This is a genomic window from Halomonas sp. THAF12 (genome assembly GCF_009363675.1).
In the GTDB taxonomy this organism is placed as follows: Bacteria; Pseudomonadota; Gammaproteobacteria; order Pseudomonadales; family Halomonadaceae; genus Halomonas; species Halomonas smyrnensis.
Window position 1 is genome coordinate 723454 of sequence record NZ_CP045399.1, and the last position, 20766, is coordinate 744219.

Consider the following 20766-nt stretch of genomic DNA (forward strand, 5'->3'; position numbering starts at 1 on the left):
GTGCGCCATTCTCCGCTGCGCCTGAAGCTCGGCGTCGTCGCGGCCCTGCTGCTGTTCGTCGCCGCCATCCTGATGGTCGGACTGGTCGCCTGGCGCCAGGACAGCCTGGTGTGGCGGGTCGGCGGCGACACCGTCTGGCACGCCTACAAGCTGGATCGTGACGCCGTCGAGCTGCGCAGCTATCTGGCCCTGAGCGACGCCGATCCCGAGGCGCTCGATGAAGCGCGACTGCGCTTCGAGCTGCTCTACAGCCGGCTGATGCTGCTGCGCGGCGGCAAGATCGCCGCGCTGATCGAGCGCATTCCCGCCTCCGACCGCCTGGTCGACGAGATCGAGCAGCAGCTGCAGGCACTGGATACGCGGCTGCAGGCCCTCGACGCCCTGGGTCCCGTCGCGCGTCAGGACCTGATCGAACACCTGGGCCGTATCAGTCAGCCTGCCGAACGCCTGATCATCACCCTCAACAGCCACCTGGCGAGCGTGTCGACCCACGAGCGCGATCGCCTGCAGTGGCTCTATGGCCTGCTGCTGGCGCTGATCCTGGGCATGAGCGTGGCGGCGATGCTGGTGGTCGCCTTCCTGATCCGCGAGGCCCGCGACAACGCCGCCGCACGTAGCGCGCTGGAATCGCTCAGCCGCGAGCTGGAGGCCACGGCCCGGCGCGCCGAGTCGGCCAGCCAGGCCAAGTCGGAGTTCCTGGCCACCGTCAGCCACGAGATCCGCACCCCGCTCAACGGCGTGATCGGCATGAGCGACCTGCTGGTGGAGCAGCCGCTGCCAGAGCGTGCCCGCCACTATGCCGATACCATCCACGAGAGCGCCGGTCGCCTGATGGAGCTGATCAACGACATCCTGGACTTCTCCAAGATCGAGGCCGGCCGCCTGGAGCTCGAGCATCGCGCCCTGGCGCTGTCCGAGCTCGTCGAGGGCGCGGTCTCGCTGTTCCGCCCCCACGCCGAGGCTCGGGGCCTGCGGCTCGAGTGTGGCCTCGATACGACGCTGCCGGCCCACGTCATCAGCGATGCCGGGCGGCTGCGCCAGGTGCTGCTGAACCTGCTGTCCAACGCCGTGAAGTTCACCGATAGCGGCGCGGTGCGCGTGGAGGCGACACGTGACGACGAGGGGCGGCTGTGTTTCGCGGTGAGCGATACCGGCTGCGGCATCACGGCCGAACAGCAGGCGCGCCTGTTCGAACCCTTTCGCCAGGGCGATCCCGGCACGGCGCGCCGCTTCGGCGGCAGCGGCCTGGGGCTGGCGATCAGCAAGCGGCTGGTCGAGGCGCTCGGCGGCGAGATCGGCATCGACAGCCGGCCGGGCGAGGGCAGCCGCTGCTGGTTCCGGGTGCCGCTGATCGAGGCGGCGGCCCCCTCGGTCGAGCCGGCGGCCGCGTGGCCCATGGACACCGCCTCGCTGTGCGAGGCCCGCCTGCTGGTGGTCGAGGACAATCCGGTCAATCAGCAGGTGGCAATGGCCATGCTCACCAAGCTCGGCTGTCGCGCCAGCCTGGCGAGCTCCGGCGCCGAGGCCCTGGCCAGCATCGACCGGGAGCGCTTCGATCTGGTGTTCATGGACGTGCAGATGCCGGACATGGACGGCCTGGAGGTCACCCGGCGCATCCGCTCCCGCGGCGGCTGGCTGGCCGACATGCCGATCGTGGCGATGACCGCGGGTGGCCCGCTGGGCGACCAGGCGCGCTGCCTGGCGGCGGGCATGAACGGCTATCTGGCCAAGCCGCTGCTGCAGGCCTCGCTGCTCAAGGTGCTGCATCGTCACCTGGCCGGCCGCGATGCCTGGCCGTGGCCGGCCAGGCCGGCGCCCGACGCCGCGCCCGCCACGGCGGAGCCGATCCTGGACGAGGAGGTGATGGCGGCGCTGCGCGACAGCCTGGACGCCGAGGCCCTGACGACGCTGGTGGCGCGCTATCGTCAGGACGCCGCGGACCGCCTCGCGGCGCTGGACGTGGCGTTCGAGGCCGGCGAAGCGGAGCGGGTGCAGCATCTGGCCCATCAGCTCAAGGGCGAGTCGGCCACCCTCGGCGCCGTGCGGGTCGCGGCGCTGGCCGCGCGGCTCGAGCATGCCGCCCGCGACGCCGCCCTGGACGGCGAGGACGCCACCCTGGCCGCGCTGCGCCAGCGGCTGGACGAGGCCCTGGTGGCACTCGACGGCGAGGTCGCGGCGACCTGAGGCCGGCCTCATCGCCATGAACCGGGCCGGGCCTCATGCCAACCGCGCATTGTGGGCCGGGGCGGTGCCCGCCTACACTGCGCCCATCCCGTCCTCGCGAGGCTGCCATGTTCGACGCCCCCGGTTCTTCTTCCCCGACGGCCTCGCCGCGCACGGCCGCCAGCGACAGCCTCGACCCCGAGCGGGCCGCCGCCGAGCTGGCCGAGGCGCTGGCCGGCCCCGGGCTCGGCTTCGTGCTGTTCTTCTGCAGCGCCGACTACCCCCTGGCGGCGCTCGGCGAGGCGCTGGAGCGAGCCTTCGCCCCCGTGCCCCTGGCCGGCTGCACCACCGCCGGCGAGATCACCCCGGCGGGCTACGGTCGGGGCTGCATCGTGGCCATCGGCTTCGATCGCGACGACTTCGCCATCGGCTGTGCGCGGGTCGCCGATCTCGAGGCCTTCGCGCTGCCCCAGGCGCAGCGACTGGTCGACGGCCTGCTCGCCGACTGCCGGCGCCGGGCGCCCGACGCCGAGGCGCGCCCCTTCGTGCTGACCCTGCTCGACGGCCTCTCCAGCAGCGAGGAGCAGGTGCTCTCGACCCTCGAGGCCGCGCTCGGCGGCATTCCCAACTTCGGCGGCTCGGCCGGCGACGACAACCGCCTGAGCCACACCCACGTCTACGCCGAGGGCGGCTTCCACGACGCCTCGGCGGTGGTGGTCATGATCGCCAGCCGCCGGCCCTTCGAGGTCTTCACCACCCATCATCTGCGCCCGCGCCGGGAGAAGCTGGTGGTCACCGCGGTGGACCGCGAGCGGCGGCGGGTGCTGGAGCTTAACGCCGCGCCCGCCGCCGAGGAATACGCGCGCCTGGTGGGGCGGCCGGTGGCGGCGCTGGACGCCGGCGTGTTCGCCCGCCACCCGCTGGCGGTGCGCATCGGCGAGGACCACTACGTGCGCTCGATCCAGCGGGTCGACGATGACGGCGGGCTGCGCTTCTACTGCGCGGTGGAGAACGGCATCGTGCTCACCGCCATGGAGCCGGCGCCGATGCTCGAGGAGCTGGCCGGTGTGCTGGACGGCCTGGGGCGTCGCCTCGGCCCGCCGGCGCTGATCCTCGGCTGCGACTGCTTCCTGCGGCGCCTGGAGCTGGAGGCCCTCGGCCGGGTCGAGGACGCCTCGCGGCTGCTGGCCGAGGCCCGGGTGGTGGGCTTCAACACCTACGGCGAGCAGCACCAGGGACGGCACATCAACCAGACCTTCACGGGGGTGGCGATTGGATCTCGGGGCTGAGCGGCCGGACATCGAGCCCGACACCGAGCGCGAGCGGGCGCTGGCGGAGGAGAACGCGCGGCTGCGGCGCATCTGTGGCGCGCTGATCGAGCGGGTGGAATCCGCCGGCATGGCCGACGGCGCGCCCTACGGCGCCTTCGAGCACGCCGTGCTGCTCGCCGAGCAGGTGCGCGAGCGCACCGACAGCCTGCATCGCACCCTCGAGGCGCTGGAGGAGGCCCGGGCCGAGGCCGAGGCGGCCAACCGCTCCAAGACCCGCTTCCTGGCCGCCGTGAGCCACGACCTGCTGCAGCCGCTCAACGCCGCGCGGCTGTTCGCCAGCGCCCTGGAGGACCAGGCGCTGCCCGAGGCGGCGGCGCGTCAGGTCGGCCATATCGGTCGTTCGCTCAGGGACGTGGAGTCGCTGCTCGGCACCCTGGTGGACATCTCGCGGCTGGACGCGGGCGTGCTGACCCCGGACATCGCGGCCTTCCCGGTGGCCGAGCTGCTCGACGTGATCGCCGAGGAATTCCGCCAGCTGGCCGGCGCCCGCGGGCTCGAGTTCCGCTACGTGCCGAGCGAGGCGGTGGTCCGCTCCGACCTGGCGCTGCTGGCCCGGGTGGTGCGCAACTTCCTGACCAACGCGGTGCGCTACACCGAGCGCGGCCGGCTGCTGCTGGGCTGCCGGCGCCGTCCCGACGGCCTCGAGATCCTGGTCGGCGATACCGGACCCGGGATCGACGAGGCCCAGCAGCAGGCGATCTTCCTCGAGTTCCGCCGCGCCGTGACCGAGCCGGCCGAGGCCGATCGCGGCCTGGGGCTGGGGCTCGCCATCGTCGATCGCATCGCCACCATGCTCGACCATCCGCTGCACCTGGCCTCGCGGCCGGGGCGCGGGGCGCTGTTCTCGATCCGGGTGCCCTACGGCCGGCGCATCGAGACGCCGCCGGCGGAGGCGCCGCCGGGCATGCATGATCTGTCCGGGGCGCGAATCTGGGTGCTCGACGACGACCCGGCGATCCTCGAGGGCATGGCGGCGCTGCTGGAGGGCTGGGGCTGCCGGGTGCGCTGCGCGGCCACGCCGGCGGCGCTGGAGGCGGTGAGCCGCCGCGAGCGCGCCGACCTGCTGCTGGTCGACTATCACCTGGCGCCGGGCGGCCCCGACGGGCTCAGCGTGGCGGATCGGCTGCGCCGGTGGCATCCCGGGCTCGGTGTGGTGGTGATCACCGCCAGCCACGACGGCGAGCTCAAGCAGCGGGCGAGGGAGCGCGGCTACGACTGCCTGCTCAAGCCGGTGAAGCCGCTGCGGCTGAGGCTGTTGATCGCCAACCGGCTGGAGGCGGGCAGCGCCTAGGCGTTCCAGGCATCGCCTAGTCGTGGTGCCGGGCCGCGGGCGACAGGCGCGCCAGCCGGGCGGCCAGCTCGCCCTGGTCGGCGGCCAGGATGGCCTGCACCCGGCTGCCGACGTTGAGCTTGCGCAGGATCGCCGAGACGTGGGTCTTGACCGTGGTCTCGGCGATGTCGAGGTCACGGGCGATCACCTTGTTGGCGTCGCCCCGGGCGAGGCGGGCGAGCACCTCGAGCTGCTTGTCGGTGAGGCTGTCCAGCGGCGAGGGCGCCTTCGGGGCGGTGGGCGCGGCGAAGGCGTCGTGATCGTCCGCGGTTGGGGCCGGCGGTCGGCGCATGATGTCCGGCGGCAGGTAGATCTGGCCGCTCAGCACCTGACGCAGCGCCTCGAGCATCGCGCGCCGCGGCGTCGACTTGGGAATGTAGCCCACCGCGCCCAGGGCGATGGACTCGAGGATCAGGTTGCGTTCGCGCTCGGCGGAGACCACCACCACCGGCAGCGCCGGGCAGGCCTCGCGCAGCCGTTCCAGCCCGGCCAGCCCCGCGGCGTCGGGCAGGCCCAGATCGAGCAGCAGCAGGTCGATGTCCTCCTCTTCCTCGGCGATGCCCTTGAGGGCGTCTTCGAGGCTGCCGGCCTCGAGCAGCCGGCAGCTGGGCAGGCCGGCGCGGATCGCCGCGCCGATCGCCTCGCGAAACAGCGGGTGGTCGTCGGCCACCATCAGGGTATTCATGCGGGACTCCTTGGATCGCTCGGCCGCCTGCCTGTCATGCCTCCGGGTCTCCTACCGAAGGAGGAGGCGCTCTCCTGCCATCGCAGTATGTCTCAGACGCCGGGGCTGGCCAAGACTGGGAGGGCACTCACATAACCACAACCGCTGGAGACACGCCATGATCTTCGCCAACCCCGGCAGCCCCGAGTCCGTGGTCAGCTTCGATGCGCGCTACGGCAACTATATCGGCGGCGAGTTCGTCCCGCCGGTCAAGGGCCAGTACTTCGACAACGTCAGCCCGGTCAACGGCAAGCCGTTCTGCGAGATTCCCCGCTCCACCGCCGAGGACATCGACAAGGCGCTGGACGCCGCCCACGCCGCCGCCCCGGCCTGGGGCAAGACCTCGGCCGCCGAGCGCGGCAATATCCTGCTCAAGATCGCCGATCGCATCGAGCAGAACCTGGAAGCGCTGGCCGTGGCCGAGACCTGGGACAACGGCAAGGCGGTGCGCGAGACGCTCAACGCCGACCTGCCGCTGGCGGTGGACCACTTCCGCTACTTCGCCGGCTGCATCCGCGCCCAGGAAGGCACCGCGGCGGACATCGACGCCAACACGGTGGCCTATCACTTCCACGAGCCGCTGGGTGTGGTGGGCCAGATCATCCCCTGGAACTTCCCCATCCTGATGGCGGTGTGGAAGCTGGCGCCGGCGCTGGCCGCGGGCAACTGCGTGGTGCTCAAGCCCGCCGAGCAGACCCCGGCCTCGATCCTCAAGCTGATGGAGCTGGTCGGCGACCTGCTGCCGCCGGGCGTGGTCAACGTGGTCAACGGCTACGGCGCCGAGGCCGGCCAGGCGCTGGCCACCAGCACCCGGATCGCCAAGATCGCCTTCACCGGCTCGACCCCGGTGGGCTCGCACATCCTCAAGTGTGCCGCCGAGAACATCATCCCCTCCACCGTGGAGCTGGGCGGCAAGTCGCCGAACATCTACTTCGCCGACATCATGAACGCCGAGCCCGAGTTCATCGACAAGGCCGCCGAGGGCCTGGTGCTGGCGTTCTTCAACCAGGGCGAGGTGTGCACCTGCCCGTCGCGGGCGCTGATCCAGGAGTCGATGTACGACGCCTTCATGGCCAAGGTGATGGAGAAGGTCGCGACCATCACCCGCGGCAATCCGCTGGATACCGACGTCAAGGTCGGCGCCCAGGCCTCCCAGGAGCAGTTCGACAAGATCATGTCCTACATGGACGTCGCCCGCGAGGAGGGCGCCGAGTTCCTGACCGGCGGCGACAAGGAGCGCTTCGATCCGGCCTATGACAGCGGCTATTACATCCAGCCGACCCTGCTCAAGGGCCACAACAAGATGCGCGTCTTCCAGGAGGAGATCTTCGGCCCGGTGGTGGCGGTGACCACCTTCAAGGACGAGGAGGAGGCGCTGGCCATCGCCAACGACACCGAGTTCGGCCTCGGCGCCGGGGTCTGGAGTCGCGACATGAACGTGGCCTTCCGCATGGGCCGCGGCATCCAGGCCGGCCGGGTGTGGACCAACTGCTACCACCAGTATCCGGCCCACGCCGCCTTCGGCGGCTACAAGAAGTCCGGCGTCGGCCGCGAGACCCACAAGGTCGCCCTCGAGCACTATCAGCAGACCAAGAACCTGCTGGTCAGCTACGACATCAACCCGCTGGGTTTCTTCTAGGCCCCCGGCGGCCGATCGCCGCGCCCGCGACATGGCGCCGTGATGGCGGCGGGTCCCGCCCCGGGCGCAGCCCGGGGCATTCCCCCCGACGCAGCCCGTCGCTCGATGGCGGCGGGCATCCCCCGTCCCGCAGGACAACGATAGACCATGAACGCCGCCGTGGGGCGGGTCGTCAGCAGGCCCCGAACGAGGCGGGGCGCGACGCGGGTCGCGCCCCGCTTTTTTTGGCCCCGTGCTGGCTCGGGCGAGGGCTTTTTCGGCCGTGCGGCACCGGCGTCAGGGAGACGCGGCCGCCTGCCAGGCCTGGGTGCCCCACAGCGGCACGCTGCTCAGGGCGTGCTTGAAGCTGCCGCTGCTCTCCTTGGTGGTGTAGGCCAGGTACAGCAGCGACTGGCTCTCGGCATCATAGATGCGGCGCAGCTTCAGGCTCTTGAACAGCACGCTCTGGGAGCGGCGGTAGAGCAGCTCGCCGGACGGCGAGGTATCGATGTCGGTAAGCATGTCCGCGGTGATCGGTCCGGTCTGGCGGCAGGCCAGGCTGGTGTCGGACGGATCGGCCAGGTCCAGGTCGGCGTCGATGTTGCTGAGATGGCAGGTCACGCCGGGAATCTTGGGATCGACGAGGCTCTCGATCTTGATGTCCTTGGTGGTGAACAGGCCCAGCGAGACGTCGCCGACCTCGTTGTCGTTGCCGCAGCCGGCGAGCCCCGCCAGGAGCAGGCCGATCAGGGGGGTACGCAGTGTCAACACGTCGCTATCCCCTCAGGCCCGGTCGCCGAACTGGCTCAGGTCCAGGGGGTGGCTGTGGCCGAGCCACATGGCGCCCTGGGTGTGATCGAAGAGATCGTCGTCGGTGCCGAGGTGGACCAGCACGTCCAGCGAGCCGCGGTTCAGCGCCAGCCAGGGGATGAAGGCGCCGAAGGTCTCGGGGGCGAAGGAGAGCTGGCAGCTCCACAGCGGATGGGGCCCCACCGGCCGCTCGTGGAAGCGCCCGACGCGGATCTCGAAGCGCGCGGCGGCGGCCTCGGCGATGCGGCGCGCCTCGGCCAGGCCGGCGGCGTCGCGGTAGTAGAGGTGGGCGTGGTAGTAGCGGATGCGGGTCGGGTCGGTGAGGGGCGGGATGTCGCTCATGACGGTCTCCTGGCTGGACACCGTCAGGGTAACCGTTGCGGGATGGCAACGCGAGGCGGCTCTACCCGGGACCCGGGCCGGACGCGGGCGTCATCGACCTCGCTCCTGTGGGCGGACCACACACGACGACGGCGACCCGAGGGTCGCCGTCGTCAGGGCACGGAGCGTCAGGCTCAGGCCGGATTGAGGTCCTGGGGCGGCTCGCCCACGGAGCCCGGCATCGCCTGGACGTTGGCGTTTTCCTGACCGGCGCGGGCCAGGAAGTAGATGTGGCTCTCGTACTCGGTGACCACGTTGTGGATCACCTGGGCGCGGCTGTAGCCGTTGAGATCCTGCTCCAGGCCGCCCTCGTTGAGGTAGACGTCGAAGCGCACGTAGTAGTCGTCGTCCACCGGCAGGAAGCTCGGGGTGCGCAGGCGGTGGGCCCGCACCTGGTAGACGAAGCTGGCGGCGTCGTCGAAGTCCACCTGCAGGGTCAGCTGACGCAGCGGTTCGCCCTCGACCTCTTCCTCGGTCACCGTGGCCGGCTGGCCGCGACGCTCGAGCTCCTCGGCGAACTGGTTCAGCGCCGGCCGGATGGCGTGCTCGAGGGTGGCGGCGGCGCCGGCGCGGTTGGAGGTGTCCAGCGCCCGGTCGAGGCGCTCGCGCCAGTCGCCCTGGATGCCGGTGCCGCCGATCTGGCGACGGGTGTCGGCCTTGGTGCACTCCAGCTTCAGGGCGCGGCTCATGCCGGCCATGATGGCGAAGATCACCAGCGAGAAGGGCAGGGCGGTGATCACCACCGCGCTCTGCAGCGCCGAGAGGCCGCCGGCCATCAGCAGGGCCACGGTCACCAGGCCGATGGTGGCCGACCAGAACACGCGCAGGCGGATCGGGGCGTCGTGGTTCACGTCCGACAGGATGGAGGTGAAGTTCGCCAGCACCAGCGCGCCGGAGTCGGCGGAGGTGACGAAGAACACGATGCCGAGGATGGTCACCACCGAGGCGGTGATGCCGATGTAGGGATACTGCTCGAGGAAGGTGTAGATGGTGGTCTGAGGCGCATTCAGCGCCTGCTCGCCCAGTTCGACGAGGCCCTGGTTGGCGACCATCTCGATGCCGCTGTTACCGAAGATCGACATCCAGGCCATCATGAAGCCGAGCGGCAGCAGCAGGGCGCCAAGCACGAACTCGCGGATGGTGCGGCCGCGCGAGATGCGGGCCAGGAACAGGCCGACGAAGGGCGTCCAGGCGATCCACCAGCCCCAGAAGAAGATGGTCCACCAGCCCTTCCACTGTTGGGCATCCTCGCCGGCGAAGGCGTAGGTGTCGAAGCTCTTGCCGATGAAGCCGCTCAGGTAGTCGCCGGCGTTGAGCACCATGGCGTCGAGCAGGTGCAGGGTGTTGCCGGCGAACAGCACGAACAGCAGCAGCGCCACGGCCAGCGCCATGTTGAACTCGGACAGCCGGCGGATGCCCTTCTCGACCCCGGTGATCACCGAGATGGTGGCCAGGATCATCACCAGTACGATCAGCACCACCTGAGTCGTCAGGCTCTCGGGCACGCCGAACATGAAGGTCAGGCCGTAGTTCAGCTGCATCACGCCGATGCCGAGGCTGGTGGCGATGCCGAACACGGTAGAGATCACCGCGGTGATGTCCACGGCGTTGCCGATCGGGCCGTTGATGCGCTTGCCGAGCAGCGGGTAGAGGGCGCTGCGGATGGCCAGCGGCAGGCGATGACGATAGCTGAAGTAGGCCAGCGCCATGCCCATCAGCACGTACATGCCCCAGCCGGACAGGCCCCAGTGGAGGAAGGTCTGAGGCACGGCGGCGCGCATGGCCGCGGCGCTCTCCGGCGCCATGTCCGGCGGCGCCAGGTAGTGCGACAGCGGCTCGGCCACGCAGAAGAACAGCAGGTCGATGCCGATGCCCGCGGCGAACAGCATCGAGGCCCAGGACAGCAGCGAGAACTCGGGCCGGGCGTGGTCCGGGCCGAGTCGGATGTTGCCGACGCGGGAGCAGCCGATGGCGATCACGAAGACCAGGTAGACCACGGCGGCCAGCAGGTAGTACCAGCCGAAGGTGTCGCTCACCCAGGCCAGGGCGGCGTCGAAAAAGGCGCCGGCCTCCTCGGTGAACGTCATGGTCAGCACCAGGAAGATCAGGATGCCTGCCACGCTGCCGTGAAAGACGGTGCGATTGATGCGATCTCGTCGCTCGGGATGGGCGGTGTTATCCGACATTCGCAAATGACTCCTGTCGCGGGGGCGACTTCTTTTTTTGAATGAACGTTCAAATAAAATACGCACATCCCCCGGCGCCTGCAACAGCAAGGCGCCCAAGGCGAAGTATTCTTTACCTTCCGGGCACGAAAACGCCCGACCAGTGGCCGGGCGTGAGTGGAGTATAACGTTTTGAAATTTAGGCGTTATTCGGCAGCGTGCTCGGCCTGGTCGGGACCGCCGTGCGGGCCCGGCTTGCCGTGATGGCCGCGCTCGCCACGATGGCCGTGACCGTCATGGGGCGGGCGCATGGCCTGCTCCAGCTCGCCGATCTGTTCCTCGCTCAGCAGCTCGGCCAAGGCATCGTGGTGCTGGTCGCGCATCGCCTTCCAGGCCTGGCGGCGTTCGTCGCGGGAGTCGAACGACTGGGCCTTCAGCGCCTGGGCATCCTCCATGAAGGCGTGGCGCAGCTCGTCCAGCGACTGGCGGGTCTCGCCGTCGAGGTCCCAGCCGTCGACCACCGCGTCGATGCGTGCCTCGATGGCGTCTCGCCGCTCGGCGCGATGCTCCTGGTGAATCTCCTGGCGGGCTTCGTCCAGCGCGGCGCGCTGCTCATCGTCGAGGATTTCGTCGATCTGCTCGCGGTAGTCGTGGCGCAGTTCGCGCATGGCCTCGCGATGTTCCTGCTCGGCCTCGGCGAGCTCGTCACGGGTCTCGGCGTCGATGCCGGCGCGGTCGAACAGTGCCTCGCGCTGCTCGGCGTGGAAGCCGTCCGGCTGGGGCTGGCCATGGGGGCCGCCCTGGCCGGCGTTGGCCGTGAACGCCAGCGGCGCGATGGCGGCGGCGAGCAGGGCGGGGGCGAACAGCGTGCGGGTCAGGTTGGTCTTTTTCATCTCGGGCAATCCTCTTTGGCCGCGAATGGACGCCTTCACTGTCGCCCCTGGGCGTGCAAGCGGTTTGCAGTCAGCGTGCAAACATCGAGGACGCTGCCCGGGAATCATTCCTCCGGCTGGTACTTGTAGCCCACGCCGTAGACCGAGCGGATGATCTCGCGCTCGGGCCAGACCTCGGCGATCTTCTTGCGCAGCTTCTTGATGTGGCTGTCCACGGTGCGCTCGGAGACGATGCGATGGTCGCGGTACATGTGATCCATCAGCTGCTCGCGGGAGAAGATGCGCCCCGGGGAGTGCATCATCACCCGCAGCAGCTGGAACTCCACCGCGGTCAGCGCCAGGTCGTGGCCGTCGGCCAGCGCTCGCCAGCCCTCGTCGTCGAGGCTCAGCTGGGCCTCCTCCGGTGCCTCCTCCGGCGCCGCGGTGGCGGCGCGGCTGCGGCGCAGCACGGCCCGGGCCCGGGCCACCACCTCGCGGGGGCTGAACGGCTTGCAGATGTAGTCGTCGGCGCCGAGCTCCAGGCCCAGCAGGCGGTCGACCTCCTCGACCCGGGCGGTGAGCATGATGATCGCTACCCCGGGCCAGCGCTGGCGGATCTCGCGGCACAGGGTCAGGCCGTCGGTGCCGGGCAGCATGAGGTCCAGCAGCACCAGCTCGGGCAGCGCCTCGCGCTCCTCCAGCCAGGGCATCACGGCGTCGCCGTGCTCCAGGTGATGCGGCGCGAAGCCGCTGCCCGTCAGGTAGTCGGCCACCAGGCGGGCGATCTTGGGTTCGTCCTCGACGATCAGGACGGTATCGGTCGCGAGTTCCGTTGTGCTCATGCGTCTTCCTCCCTGAGCTGATGATCGGCGATGGCGGGGAAGGTCAGGGTCCAGCATAGCCCGTCGAGCGACGAGGCACTGGGGGTCATCTCGGCGCCGTGGGCGCGCGCCAGGGCCATGGCGATGGAGAGGCCCAGGCCGCTGCCGCCGCTGGCGCGATTGCGCGAGCCCTCGACCCGGTAGAGGCGCTCGGTGAGCCGCGGCATCTCCGCCTCGGGCACGCCGGGCGCGCTGTCTTCCCAGCACAGCCGGTAATGGTCGCCTGTTTGCGTGAGTGTGACCCGCAGCCGTCCTGGCGTGTGGGTGTAGGCGCAGGTGTTGTCGAGCAGGTTCGTCCACAGCTGGCGCAGGCGCTGGGTGTCGCCGCGGATCCAGGCCGGACCTTCGATGTCGGTCTCGAGCGTGATGTCGGCATCATGCAGCCAGGTGCCGGCCTCGTCGAGGCGATCGCCCAGGCTGGCGGCCAGGTCCAGCGGTGCCAGTTGCACCTCCAGGGCACCGGCATCGCTCTGGGACAGCAGCCGCAGGTCGGCCACCAGGCGCTCCAGCTGGTCGACCTCCTGGCCCAGCGAGCCGAGGCTGTCCAGGTCCAGCGGGCGGATGCCGTCCTGCATCGCCTCGATCTCGCCGCGCAGCACGGCGAGCGGGGTGCGCAGCTCGTGGGCGATGTCCGAGACCCAGCGGCTGCGCGCCTCGCGGCTGGCCTCGAGGGTGGCCGCCAGCACGTTGAAGTCCCGCGCCAGGCTCGATAGCTCGTCGCGGCCGCGCTCGGGCAGGCGGATGCTGTAGTCGCCCTCGGTGAGCCGGCGGGTGGCCAGCGTCATGCCGCGGGCGCGGCGCCCCAGCCACCAGGACAGCCCGCCGGCGAGCAGCAGCGAGGCCAGCCCCAGGGCGGCGACGATGATCGCCAGGTTGCGCTGCTGCTGGGTGAGGAAGAGGCGGTCCATGCGCGCCATCAGCTGCTGCGGCGGGCGGTAGCCCAGGGTGCCGACGCGCTCGCCGTCGCTGACGATGGTCAGCCAGCGCAGCTCCGCGGCCTCCAGGTCGTTGTCCGGCGGCAGGCCGATCACCGGCAGGCCGTTGGCGTCGTGGAGCACGAAGTCCTTGGGATCACCGAGGCGTCGCTCGAGCCCCTCCGGCGGTGCCTCGCCGGGCCACAGCTGGCGCCGTACCAGATGGTGCCAGGCCCGCGGCGACTGCCGCAGCCACTGCCAGTCGCCGCGCCGGGCCCACTCGTCGGCGAGCCCGGTGGCCAGGGTCTCGGCGCGATGGGTCTGGGTGCGGTCCAGGTACTCGATGAAGCCCTGGTCGAGGCTCCTCGACACGGCGATGAAGACCAGCCCCGAGATGGCGACGTTGACGATCAGGATGATCGCGAACAGCTTGATGCCGAGTCGGGACACGGCCGGGTTCAGGGCGTGGCGAAGGGACATGGCACGGGCTCTCGATTGAACGGGCAAAGTGCCCTAGCGTAGCGCACCGGGTCACCGGGAGGATGCAATTCCGGTGCAAGTCCGCTCTGGCTCAGGGACAGGTTTCGCCGATCAGCAGCTCGGTGCCGAGCAGGCGGGGCGTGGCCGGCTCAAGCCCCAGCACCATGCGGGCCGCGATGCGCCCCTTCTCGACGCTGTCCTGGCGCACCGTGGTCAGTCGCGGCGAGCGGTACTGGCCCTCGGCGATGCCGTCGAAGCCGGTGATGCGCAGGTCCTCGGGAATGCGCAGGCCACGCCGCTCGGCCAGGGTCAGTACCGTCAGGGCGATGCGGTCGGACATGCACAGCAGCAGGTCGGGACGCTCCTCGTCGGGAAGATCGAGGATTCCCTCGATCACCGGCGTACAGACCTCGTGGGTGTTCTCCTCCACGTTCCACATCGGTACCGCCGCGGCGTCGGTCCCGTGCTCGTCGAAGGCCCGATAGAAGCCGTCCAGGCGAGCGCGGGTGATGGTCCGACTGGCCGACAGCAGGGTCTGTCCGGGGCCGATGCGGCCGTTGCAGGCCTGTTCGGTGAGGCGCAGGTTGATGATGCCGGCACGACGCGGTGGCGTCCTCAGCGCATGGCAGGCGATGGCGTGGGCCGCGGGTTCGTTATCCACGTGGACGCTGGCCTGGCCCGAGATGTCGAAGTCCACCGCGACCTGAGGGTGCTGCGAGGGCAGGTCGTCGAGCAGCGAGGGGCTGGGCATCAGGCCGTAGACGATGAAACCGTCGGCGATGCTGGCCGAGCCCGGCATTCTATCGTTCGTCTGGCGCCCGGATAGCAGCAGAAGAGTGTGGCCGTGGGCGTCCAGCACCTCGGCGATGCCCGACAGCAGTTCGCTGGCCACCGCATCGTTCAGGCTGTAGGCCAGGCTATCGGCGAGCAGTACCGCGACGATCTGCGAGCGGCCGGTACGCAGGCTGCGGGCCTTGGCGTCGGGGCCGCGATAGCCCAGCCGGCGGGCCTCGGCGAGGATCCGTTCGCGCAGGTCGTGAGACAGCTGGTCCGGGCGGTTGAAGGCGTTGGACACGCTGGCCGTGGACACGCCGAGGTGTTGGGCCAGCTCCTTCAGGGTGATGCGGCGTGACGAAGACACGGAATGGCTCGCTTCTCTGGCGGCGATACGGGGTCGCCTCTGCCTCGATTTAGTCAGGCGCCATCCTAGCCGCCCCTGCCGGCGATGAACAGTGACCGAGGGCCGCTTCATCGGCGGTATGCCCGCCCGTGCCGTGGCGCGGGCGGGGCGCCGGACAAGAAACTACAGGATCGGCGGCGGGCAGGGTGGAGCGCGCCGCGCGAGGAGGGCGTCCGAGGCCAGCGTTACAGCGTCAGCAGGAACAGGATCAGCGGCGGCGAGAGCAGCGAGAGGATAAAGCCCGAGACCACCGCCACCGGCACGCAGTTGACGCCGCCGTGCTGCTGGATCACCGGCAGGGTGAAGTCCATGGAGGTGGCGCCGCCGTAGCCGATGGCCAGCGCCGGGTGACGGCCGATCACCAGCGGGATCAGCACGAAGGCCAGCAGCTCGCGGCCCAGGTCGTTGAAGAAGGCCACGCCGCCCAGCAGCGGCCCCAGCGCGTCGCCGATCAGGATGCCCGACAGCGAGTACCAGCCGAAGCCGGCGGCCATGGCCAGGCCCTCGTTCCAGGAGAGGTCGAGCAGCGGGGCGGCGACCAGCCCGCCGATCAGCGAGCTGGCCCCCAGGGTCACGGCGATGGCCAGCCCGTGGCGGTTGAGCAGGATCTGCCTGAGCGGCATGCCGGAGTTCCTGAGCTGGCAGCCGATCAGCACCAGCAGGGCGTAGAGCACCCATTCCGACAGGCGCTCGGCCCAGGCGAAGGGCGCCTCGGCGCCGCCGAACAGAACATGGATCAGAAGGCCGAGCACGATGCCGGCGAACACCACCCCGACCAGCGCCAGCGAGCCGGCCATGGCGGCCAGCTTGCTGGTCGGCGCGCCGGCCACCGCCTGGCTCGAGTCCACGGCCAGGCGCAGCCGCCGCGACAGCCAGCCCAGGGCGACGAGGTTGAAGGCCGAGGTCACGCCGAGCAGCGCAAGCGCCTGGCCGCCCATGCGCGAGAACTGGCCGCCGAGGTCGTCGAGCCCGGCCAGGCTCACGCCCATCAGCAGCAGGATGGCGTAGATCGCGGCGCTGACGCCGCGGTTGATCGCCGCCATGACGGCGTCGCGACGCACCCGGACCAGATAGCCGAGGATCAGCGGCAGCAGGACGATCAGCAGTCCGGTGAGCATGCGAGAGTTCCTTCCCTGATTCTTTCCCGTTCGGGCCGTCGGCGACGGCCAAAACCGGTCACTCTAGCAGCTTGTTGGCGCCGGGGCAGCGGCCTCAGTCGTCGTCGAGCCGGGTCAGCGACAGGCGGCTCTTGCGCTCGCCGTCGCGGTAGTAGGCCATGCCCAGCAGCAGGCCCGGGCGCCGGGCATCGAAGGTGATCTCCATGCGGCGGTCGTCCTCGTCGGGTTCGGCCAGCGTCACCCGCACCGCCTCGAAGCGCCCCGTCGGCAGGGTCACGGGCGCGCGGTCCAGCACCCGATAGTCGAGCCGTTCCTCGCGGCCGCGGTGGTCGCGATAGCGCAGCCGGCCCCGGTCGTCGGCGTCGTCGATGACGCGGCGGGCCAGCGCCACCAGGGCGCTCTGGCGATCGGGCAGCGGGGCCAGATCGTCCCGCTCCAGCGAGTAGGCGCGGCTGATGCCCAGCAGCGAGTAGCCGGCGGCGTAGTGCAGCGAGCTGACCCGCTCGTCGTCGAGCCGGAAGCGGCCCCATTCGTGGCCCTTGGCGCCGGGCAGGCTGGCGCGCATCTCGCTCTGCCAGTGGTCGGCCCGCTGCGACAGTCGGTGGTCGATATCGATGTCCGGCCAGCCCGAGACCTCCAGGTGGTAGCGGGCGTCGAAGGGCTGGGGTGCGGTGGCGGCCAGGCTCGGCAGGGCCGTGATCAACAGCGCCAGGCCCAGCAGCCGGGCGCGGCGCGGCGGGCGAAACGTCATCGGGAATTCCTCGCGGGAAAGAACATCGGGGTGACTCGATTGAGAGGGCGCGGCGGCCGCCGGGTTCCCCGTCGGGCATGCTCGACGGTGATCTCGTTGACGCCTCGCTGGCATGGCCGCGTCATCCATGAGCGGTTAGGCTGGCGGGGCAGGCTCCCATTTTCGTCTTTCACAGGAGGTGTTGTCATGGCCAGACTGCTGCTTATCGCCGGCGACTTCGTCGAGGACTACGAGATCATGGTGCCGTTCCAGGCCCTGCAGGCCATGGGCCACCGGGTGGACGCGGTGTGCCCCGAGAAGCGCGAGGGCGACAGCATCCGCACCGCCATCCACGACTTCGAGGGCGACCAGACCTACACCGAGAAGCCGGGGCACAACTTCACCCTCAACGCCACCTTCGCCGAGGTCGCCGCCGGCGACTACGACGCACTGGTGATTCCCGGCGGCCGGGCGCCGGAGTACCTGCGCCTGGACGAGCGGGTGCTGGAGCTGGTGCGCCACTTCTTCGACGCCGACAAGCCGGTGGCCGCCATCTGCCACGGTGCCCAGCTGCTGGCCGCCGCGGTGTCGCTGGCCGACTACCGGGTCTCGGCCTATCCCGCCTGCGCCCCGGAGGTGCACCTGGCCGGCGGCGACTACGCCGAGATCGGCATGGACGAGGCCATCGTCAGCGGCAAGCTGGTGACCGCCCCGGCCTGGCCGGCGCATCCGGCCTGGCTGGCGCGCTTCAACGAGCTGCTGTAAGGCGGCGCCGCCCCCGGCAAGGACGTCAGGGTGCCTCGTCGACCCGGCGGAAGACTGGCTGGCGCCCGGGCCGATGGATCCCGCCGGGGGAGTGCTTGAGCTTCTGCCCGGCACATGCGTCCCGCCTGCAGGACAGCTCGTCGACGCTCGGCGGGCCGATATGGCATGGCGCGCCCCTCACGGCATGACCGTGGCGCCGGCCCCGTCGAAGGCGGCACGGCAGTCGGCCACGGCCTGCGGGTCCACCGCCGCGCTGAGCGATTCGAGCAGCAGGGTCTCGAAGCCGTGCCGGCGGGCGTCGATCACCGTGGCGCGCACGCAGACGTCCAGCGCCAGGCCGCAGACGATCACCCGGGTGACGCCGCGCTCGCGCAGGTAGTCGGCCAGGCCGGTGCCGTCGAAGGCCGAGTAGGCGTCGGCGTCGAAGGCGGTGGCCTTGCTGACGCGGAGCGTATCGGCGTCGAGGTCGAGCGCTGGGTGGAAGTCGGCGCCGGGGGTGTCCTGCACGCAGTGCACCGGCCAGGGGCCGCCGCGGTGGACGAAGCTGACATGATCGATGGGGTGCCAGTCCCGGGAGGCGACGATCGGCGCGCCGCCGGCCCGGGCGGCGGCGATCTCGGCGTTGATGCCCGGCACCAAGGCGTTGCCGCCGGCGACGGCCAGGGCGCCGCCCTCGCAGAAGTCGTTCTGCATGTCCACCACCAGCAGCGCGTCCGCGGGGCCGTAGTCCAGCTGGGCTTGCGGCATCGTTTCCTCCTTCGGGGTCGCTGACGTTCCCTTCAGCGTATGCCCCGAGGCGGCGTCCGTGTAGGGCATCAGTAACCCGCCTCGGGGTCGATGGTCTCGACGTCCTCGCCGGCATCCATGGCGCGCAGCGCCTCGGCCACCTGATCGAGCGCCTCGCCGAGCGGCGTGGGGCCGGCCATGTGCGGGGTGACCAGCACCCGCGGATGCGACCATAGCGGGCTCGATGCCGGCAGCGGCTCCTCGGGGAAGGCGTCGAGCAGCGCGCCGCGCAGCCGGCCTTCCGCCTCGCCGTCGCCCAGGGCGTCGAGCAGCGCCGCCTCGTCGATCAGGCTGCCGCGCCCCGGGTTGATCAGGCTGGCGCCCTCGGGCAGCGCGGCCAGGGCCTCGGCGTCGATGATGCCGCGAGTCGCCGGCGTGTCGGGCAGCAGCAGCACCAGGCTCTTCACCTCGGGCAGCAGCTCACGCAGGCCGTCGTCGCCGTGATGGCAGCGCACGCCGGGCAGCGTCCTGGACGAGCGGCTCCAGCCGTGCACCGGGAAGCCGTCGTCGGCCAGCGCCTGCGCCACCCTGGCGCCGATGGCGCCGAGTCCCAGCACCCCCACCGGCCAGTCGGCCTTGTCGACCGGCGGACACTCGCGCCACTCGGCGCGGGCCTGCCGGCGGCGATAGCGGTCGAAGTCGCGCTGGAAGTGCAGCACGCCGTAGCGCGCGTAGTCGGCGATGGGCCCGGCCATGCCGGCGTCGCGCAGCTTGACGATGGGCACGCCCCGGGGCAGGGCGGGATTGTCGAGCAGGGCGTCGACCCCGGCGCCGAGGTTGACGATGCCCTTGAGCGCGGTGAGCTCGCCGAGCAGCGAGGCGGAGGGCTTCCAGGCCGCCAGGTAGTCGGCGCGGCGGCGCTCGTCGGCGGGGGCGGCGCTGGTGAGGATCTCGGCGTCGGGCAGGCGTTCGGCCAGGGCCTCGCGCCAGGCCTCGGCGGCGTCGGTGTGGACCAGGACTCGCATGACGTTCTCCTTCGTGTCAGTAGATGATCTGCATCGGCGGCGGTGCCTCGTCGAGCAGCGCGGCGAGGCGCGACAGGGCGCCCTCCAGGCGGTCGAGGTCCGGTTCGGCGCCGAGGCTCAGGCGGATGCGTCGCGGCGCCGGAGTTTGCTCGACCATGAAGGGCGTGGCGGTCGTGACGGTCATGCCTTCCTGCTCGGCCTGCTGCTGCAGCTCCTCGGGCCGCCAGGCCACGGGCAACGACAGCCACAGGTGCAGGCTGGAGGGGCGGGCGCTGAACTCGTGGCCGCCGAGCAGGCGGCCGGCCAGGCGCTGGCGCTCGCTCAGCCGCTGGCGCTGTTCGTCGGCCAGCTGCGCCAGGGTGCCGTCGGCGAGCCAGGCGTCGGCCAGCTCGAAGATCAGCGGAGTGGCCATCCAGGTGGTGGCGCGCATGCGCGGCAGGGTGTGGTGCAGCTGGCCGCGGGGCACGCTCAGATAGCCGGCGCGCAGCCCCGGCAGGGCGACCTTGGTCAGGCTGGTGACGTGGAAGCACAGGTGCGGCAGCCGGGCGGCCAGCGGCGTGAGCCCCGGTGGCTCGAGCAGCGCGTGGACGTCGTCCTCGATCAGCCATACCCCGTGGTGGTCGAGCACCCGCGCCACGGCATCGCGTCGGGCCTCGTCCATGGTCGCCCCGGTGGGGTTGAGCTGGGTCGGGGTCAGGCACACGGCGCGCGGCCGCAGGCGCCGGCAGGCCAGGTCGAGGGCTTCGGGAATCACCCCGCGCTCGTCGATGGCCACGCCGCGCAGCTGGAAGCCCAGGGTGCGCGAGAGGGCGATCAGGCCGTGGTCGGTGAGCGCCTCGGTGAGCACCAGGTCGCCGTGCTGGACCACGGTGGAGATGGCCAGCATCAGGCCGTGGGCGGCGCCGTTGCACAGCACCCGGTCCTCGGGGCCGCCGGGCACGCCGAGGGTGTCGGCCAACCAGTCGCTGGCGCGCTCGCGCTGGTGGAGCAGGCCGGCGATGGGGCGGTTGGCGGCGATCACCTCGGGGCGCAGCTGCTCGGCCAGCGAGGCCAGGGTCTCGCGAAAGCGCAGCTGGTGGCTCGGAGTACACACCGGGTGAGCGATGGAGAGGTCGACCAGCGGGCTCTCCTGGCGCGGCTCCTGGCCGCGCAGGTAGGCCGACTCCCGGGCGTCGTCCAGGGCGTTGATCCAGGTGCCGCTGCCCACGCGCGACTGCACCAGGCCCATCTTCTCGGCCTGGGCGTAGGCCCGCGAGACGGTCTGCACGCTCACGCCCAGCGTCTCGGCCAGCCGGCGGTGGGGCGGCAGCCGAGTGCCGGGCGTGAGCTCGCCCTGGCGGATCGCCTCGGACAGCGCGCGGGCGATGGCCAGGTACTTGGGGCCGCTGTCCTGAAGGAAGGGGGTCAGGTCGATTGTCATGATCCAATAAAGCCTTTGACCGTCGGCCAAGTGGGGGTGCTAGTATCGGCAGAAAGACATTGACTGAAATTGTCATGCATTGTGATGTCATCAATCATGACAATTCAAGCGGCCCCTCGCATGGCCGTCAACC

18 protein-coding genes are annotated in these 20766 nt (G+C 70.9%); 5 read left to right on the top strand and 13 right to left on the bottom strand.

Annotated features, from left to right (window positions below; all coding sequences use genetic code 11):
• From FIU88_RS03270 to FIU88_RS03280, 3 genes are all read left to right on the top strand, one after another.
• Positions 1-2184: an ATP-binding protein gene (locus FIU88_RS03270; RefSeq protein WP_152478176.1), complete on the top strand. Its 2184-nt coding sequence runs from the start codon at positions 1-3 to the stop codon at positions 2182-2184.
• A 107-nt stretch (positions 2185-2291) separates the two neighbouring features.
• The gene (nosP, locus tag FIU88_RS03275; RefSeq protein WP_152478177.1) at positions 2292-3452 is read left to right on the top strand and encodes a nitric oxide-sensing protein NosP; all 1161 of its coding nucleotides are present in this window, start codon (positions 2292-2294) and stop codon (positions 3450-3452) included.
• Complete coding sequence (locus FIU88_RS03280) at positions 3436-4785, top strand: hybrid sensor histidine kinase/response regulator (RefSeq protein WP_152478178.1); 1350 nt, start codon at positions 3436-3438, stop codon at positions 4783-4785. Before nosP ends, FIU88_RS03280 begins: the two co-directional genes overlap by 17 nt.
• A gap of 16 nt (positions 4786-4801) precedes the next feature.
• On the opposite strand, the gene FIU88_RS03285 is transcribed toward FIU88_RS03280, so the two are convergent.
• On the bottom strand, positions 4802-5509 hold the full coding sequence (locus FIU88_RS03285; protein ID WP_152478179.1) for a response regulator transcription factor: 708 nt from the start codon (positions 5507-5509) through the stop codon (positions 4802-4804).
• 157 nt (positions 5510-5666) lie between these two features.
• Between FIU88_RS03285 and FIU88_RS03290 the strand changes: the two genes are divergently transcribed.
• Positions 5667-7187 (top strand): aldehyde dehydrogenase family protein, encoded by a 1521-nt coding sequence (locus FIU88_RS03290; protein ID WP_152478180.1) that lies wholly within the window; start codon positions 5667-5669, stop codon positions 7185-7187.
• A 276-nt stretch (positions 7188-7463) separates the two neighbouring features.
• Here FIU88_RS03290 and FIU88_RS03295 read toward each other — a convergent pair whose 3' ends face one another.
• The 9 genes from FIU88_RS03295 to FIU88_RS03335 form a co-directional block, all read right to left on the bottom strand.
• The gene (locus FIU88_RS03295; protein WP_367613880.1) at positions 7464-7937 is read right to left on the bottom strand and encodes a CreA family protein; all 474 of its coding nucleotides are present in this window, start codon (positions 7935-7937) and stop codon (positions 7464-7466) included.
• 12 nt (positions 7938-7949) lie between these two features.
• Complete coding sequence (locus tag FIU88_RS03300; RefSeq protein ID WP_152478182.1) at positions 7950-8318, bottom strand: DOPA 4,5-dioxygenase family protein; 369 nt, start codon at positions 8316-8318, stop codon at positions 7950-7952.
• Between the two features lie 173 nt (positions 8319-8491).
• On the bottom strand, positions 8492-10543 hold the full coding sequence (betT, locus tag FIU88_RS03305) for a choline BCCT transporter BetT (RefSeq protein ID WP_016855690.1): 2052 nt from the start codon (positions 10541-10543) through the stop codon (positions 8492-8494).
• Positions 10544-10728: 185 nt separating this feature from the next.
• Positions 10729-11415: a periplasmic heavy metal sensor gene (locus FIU88_RS03310; RefSeq protein ID WP_172977648.1), complete on the bottom strand. Its 687-nt coding sequence runs from the start codon at positions 11413-11415 to the stop codon at positions 10729-10731.
• Between the two features lie 104 nt (positions 11416-11519).
• Complete coding sequence (locus FIU88_RS03315) at positions 11520-12236, bottom strand: response regulator (protein WP_016855692.1); 717 nt, start codon at positions 12234-12236, stop codon at positions 11520-11522.
• On the bottom strand, positions 12233-13669 hold the full coding sequence (locus FIU88_RS03320) for an ATP-binding protein (RefSeq protein ID WP_016855693.1): 1437 nt from the start codon (positions 13667-13669) through the stop codon (positions 12233-12235). The genes FIU88_RS03315 and FIU88_RS03320 overlap by 4 nt, the downstream gene beginning before the upstream one ends.
• A gap of 91 nt (positions 13670-13760) precedes the next feature.
• Positions 13761-14810 (bottom strand): LacI family DNA-binding transcriptional regulator, encoded by a 1050-nt coding sequence (locus tag FIU88_RS03325; RefSeq protein ID WP_172977649.1) that lies wholly within the window; start codon positions 14808-14810, stop codon positions 13761-13763.
• 224 nt (positions 14811-15034) lie between these two features.
• A complete protein-coding gene (locus tag FIU88_RS03330; protein WP_152478184.1) occupies positions 15035-15967 on the bottom strand; it encodes a lysine exporter LysO family protein in 933 nt (310 codons plus the stop codon).
• A gap of 94 nt (positions 15968-16061) precedes the next feature.
• Positions 16062-16718 carry a hypothetical protein gene (locus FIU88_RS03335; RefSeq protein ID WP_152478185.1) on the bottom strand — a complete coding sequence of 219 codons (657 nt, stop codon included), beginning with the start codon at positions 16716-16718 and terminating at the stop codon, positions 16062-16064.
• Between the two features lie 186 nt (positions 16719-16904).
• Here FIU88_RS03335 and FIU88_RS03340 point away from each other — a divergent pair, with 186 nt between their 5' ends.
• A complete protein-coding gene (locus FIU88_RS03340) occupies positions 16905-17462 on the top strand; it encodes a DJ-1/PfpI family protein (protein ID WP_016855704.1) in 558 nt (185 codons plus the stop codon).
• Positions 17463-17639: 177 nt separating this feature from the next.
• Here the strand turns inward: FIU88_RS03340 and FIU88_RS03345 are convergent, their stop codons facing one another.
• The 3 genes from FIU88_RS03345 to FIU88_RS03355 form a co-directional block, all read right to left on the bottom strand.
• Entirely contained in the window at positions 17640-18209 is a 570-nt protein-coding gene (locus FIU88_RS03345; RefSeq protein WP_152478186.1) for a nicotinamidase, read from the bottom strand.
• Between the two features lie 68 nt (positions 18210-18277).
• Entirely contained in the window at positions 18278-19213 is a 936-nt protein-coding gene (locus FIU88_RS03350; protein ID WP_152478187.1) for a glyoxylate/hydroxypyruvate reductase A, read from the bottom strand.
• A gap of 16 nt (positions 19214-19229) precedes the next feature.
• Positions 19230-20633, bottom strand: coding sequence for a PLP-dependent aminotransferase family protein (locus FIU88_RS03355; protein WP_152478188.1), 1404 nt, complete (start codon positions 20631-20633; stop codon positions 19230-19232).
• Positions 20634-20766 lie beyond the last annotated feature (133 nt).

Excerpts from the sequence above, each read along its gene's own strand:
- nosP (WP_152478177.1), top strand. The coding sequence starts at position 2,292 with ATGTTCGACGCCCCCGGTTCTTCTTCCCCGACGGCCTCGCCGCGCACG.
- FIU88_RS03300 (WP_152478182.1), bottom strand. The coding sequence starts at position 8,318 with ATGAGCGACATCCCGCCCCTCACCGACCCGACCCGCATCCGCTACTAC.
- FIU88_RS03350 (WP_152478187.1), bottom strand. The coding sequence starts at position 19,213 with ATGCGAGTCCTGGTCCACACCGACGCCGCCGAGGCCTGGCGCGAGGCC.
- FIU88_RS03290 (WP_152478180.1), top strand. The coding sequence starts at position 5,667 with ATGATCTTCGCCAACCCCGGCAGCCCCGAGTCCGTGGTCAGCTTCGAT.
- FIU88_RS03340 (WP_016855704.1), top strand. The coding sequence starts at position 16,905 with ATGGCCAGACTGCTGCTTATCGCCGGCGACTTCGTCGAGGACTACGAG.
- FIU88_RS03345 (WP_152478186.1), bottom strand. The coding sequence starts at position 18,209 with ATGCCGCAAGCCCAGCTGGACTACGGCCCCGCGGACGCGCTGCTGGTG.
- FIU88_RS03315 (WP_016855692.1), bottom strand. The coding sequence starts at position 12,236 with ATGAGCACAACGGAACTCGCGACCGATACCGTCCTGATCGTCGAGGAC.
- FIU88_RS03355 (WP_152478188.1), bottom strand. The coding sequence starts at position 20,633 with ATGACAATCGACCTGACCCCCTTCCTTCAGGACAGCGGCCCCAAGTAC.
- FIU88_RS03330 (WP_152478184.1), bottom strand. The coding sequence starts at position 15,967 with ATGCTCACCGGACTGCTGATCGTCCTGCTGCCGCTGATCCTCGGCTAT.
- betT (WP_016855690.1), bottom strand. The coding sequence starts at position 10,543 with ATGTCGGATAACACCGCCCATCCCGAGCGACGAGATCGCATCAATCGC.
- FIU88_RS03320 (WP_016855693.1), bottom strand. The coding sequence starts at position 13,669 with ATGTCCCTTCGCCACGCCCTGAACCCGGCCGTGTCCCGACTCGGCATC.
- FIU88_RS03310 (WP_172977648.1), bottom strand. The coding sequence starts at position 11,415 with ATGAAAAAGACCAACCTGACCCGCACGCTGTTCGCCCCCGCCCTGCTC.
- FIU88_RS03335 (WP_152478185.1), bottom strand. The coding sequence starts at position 16,718 with ATGACGTTTCGCCCGCCGCGCCGCGCCCGGCTGCTGGGCCTGGCGCTG.
- FIU88_RS03285 (WP_152478179.1), bottom strand. The coding sequence starts at position 5,509 with ATGAATACCCTGATGGTGGCCGACGACCACCCGCTGTTTCGCGAGGCG.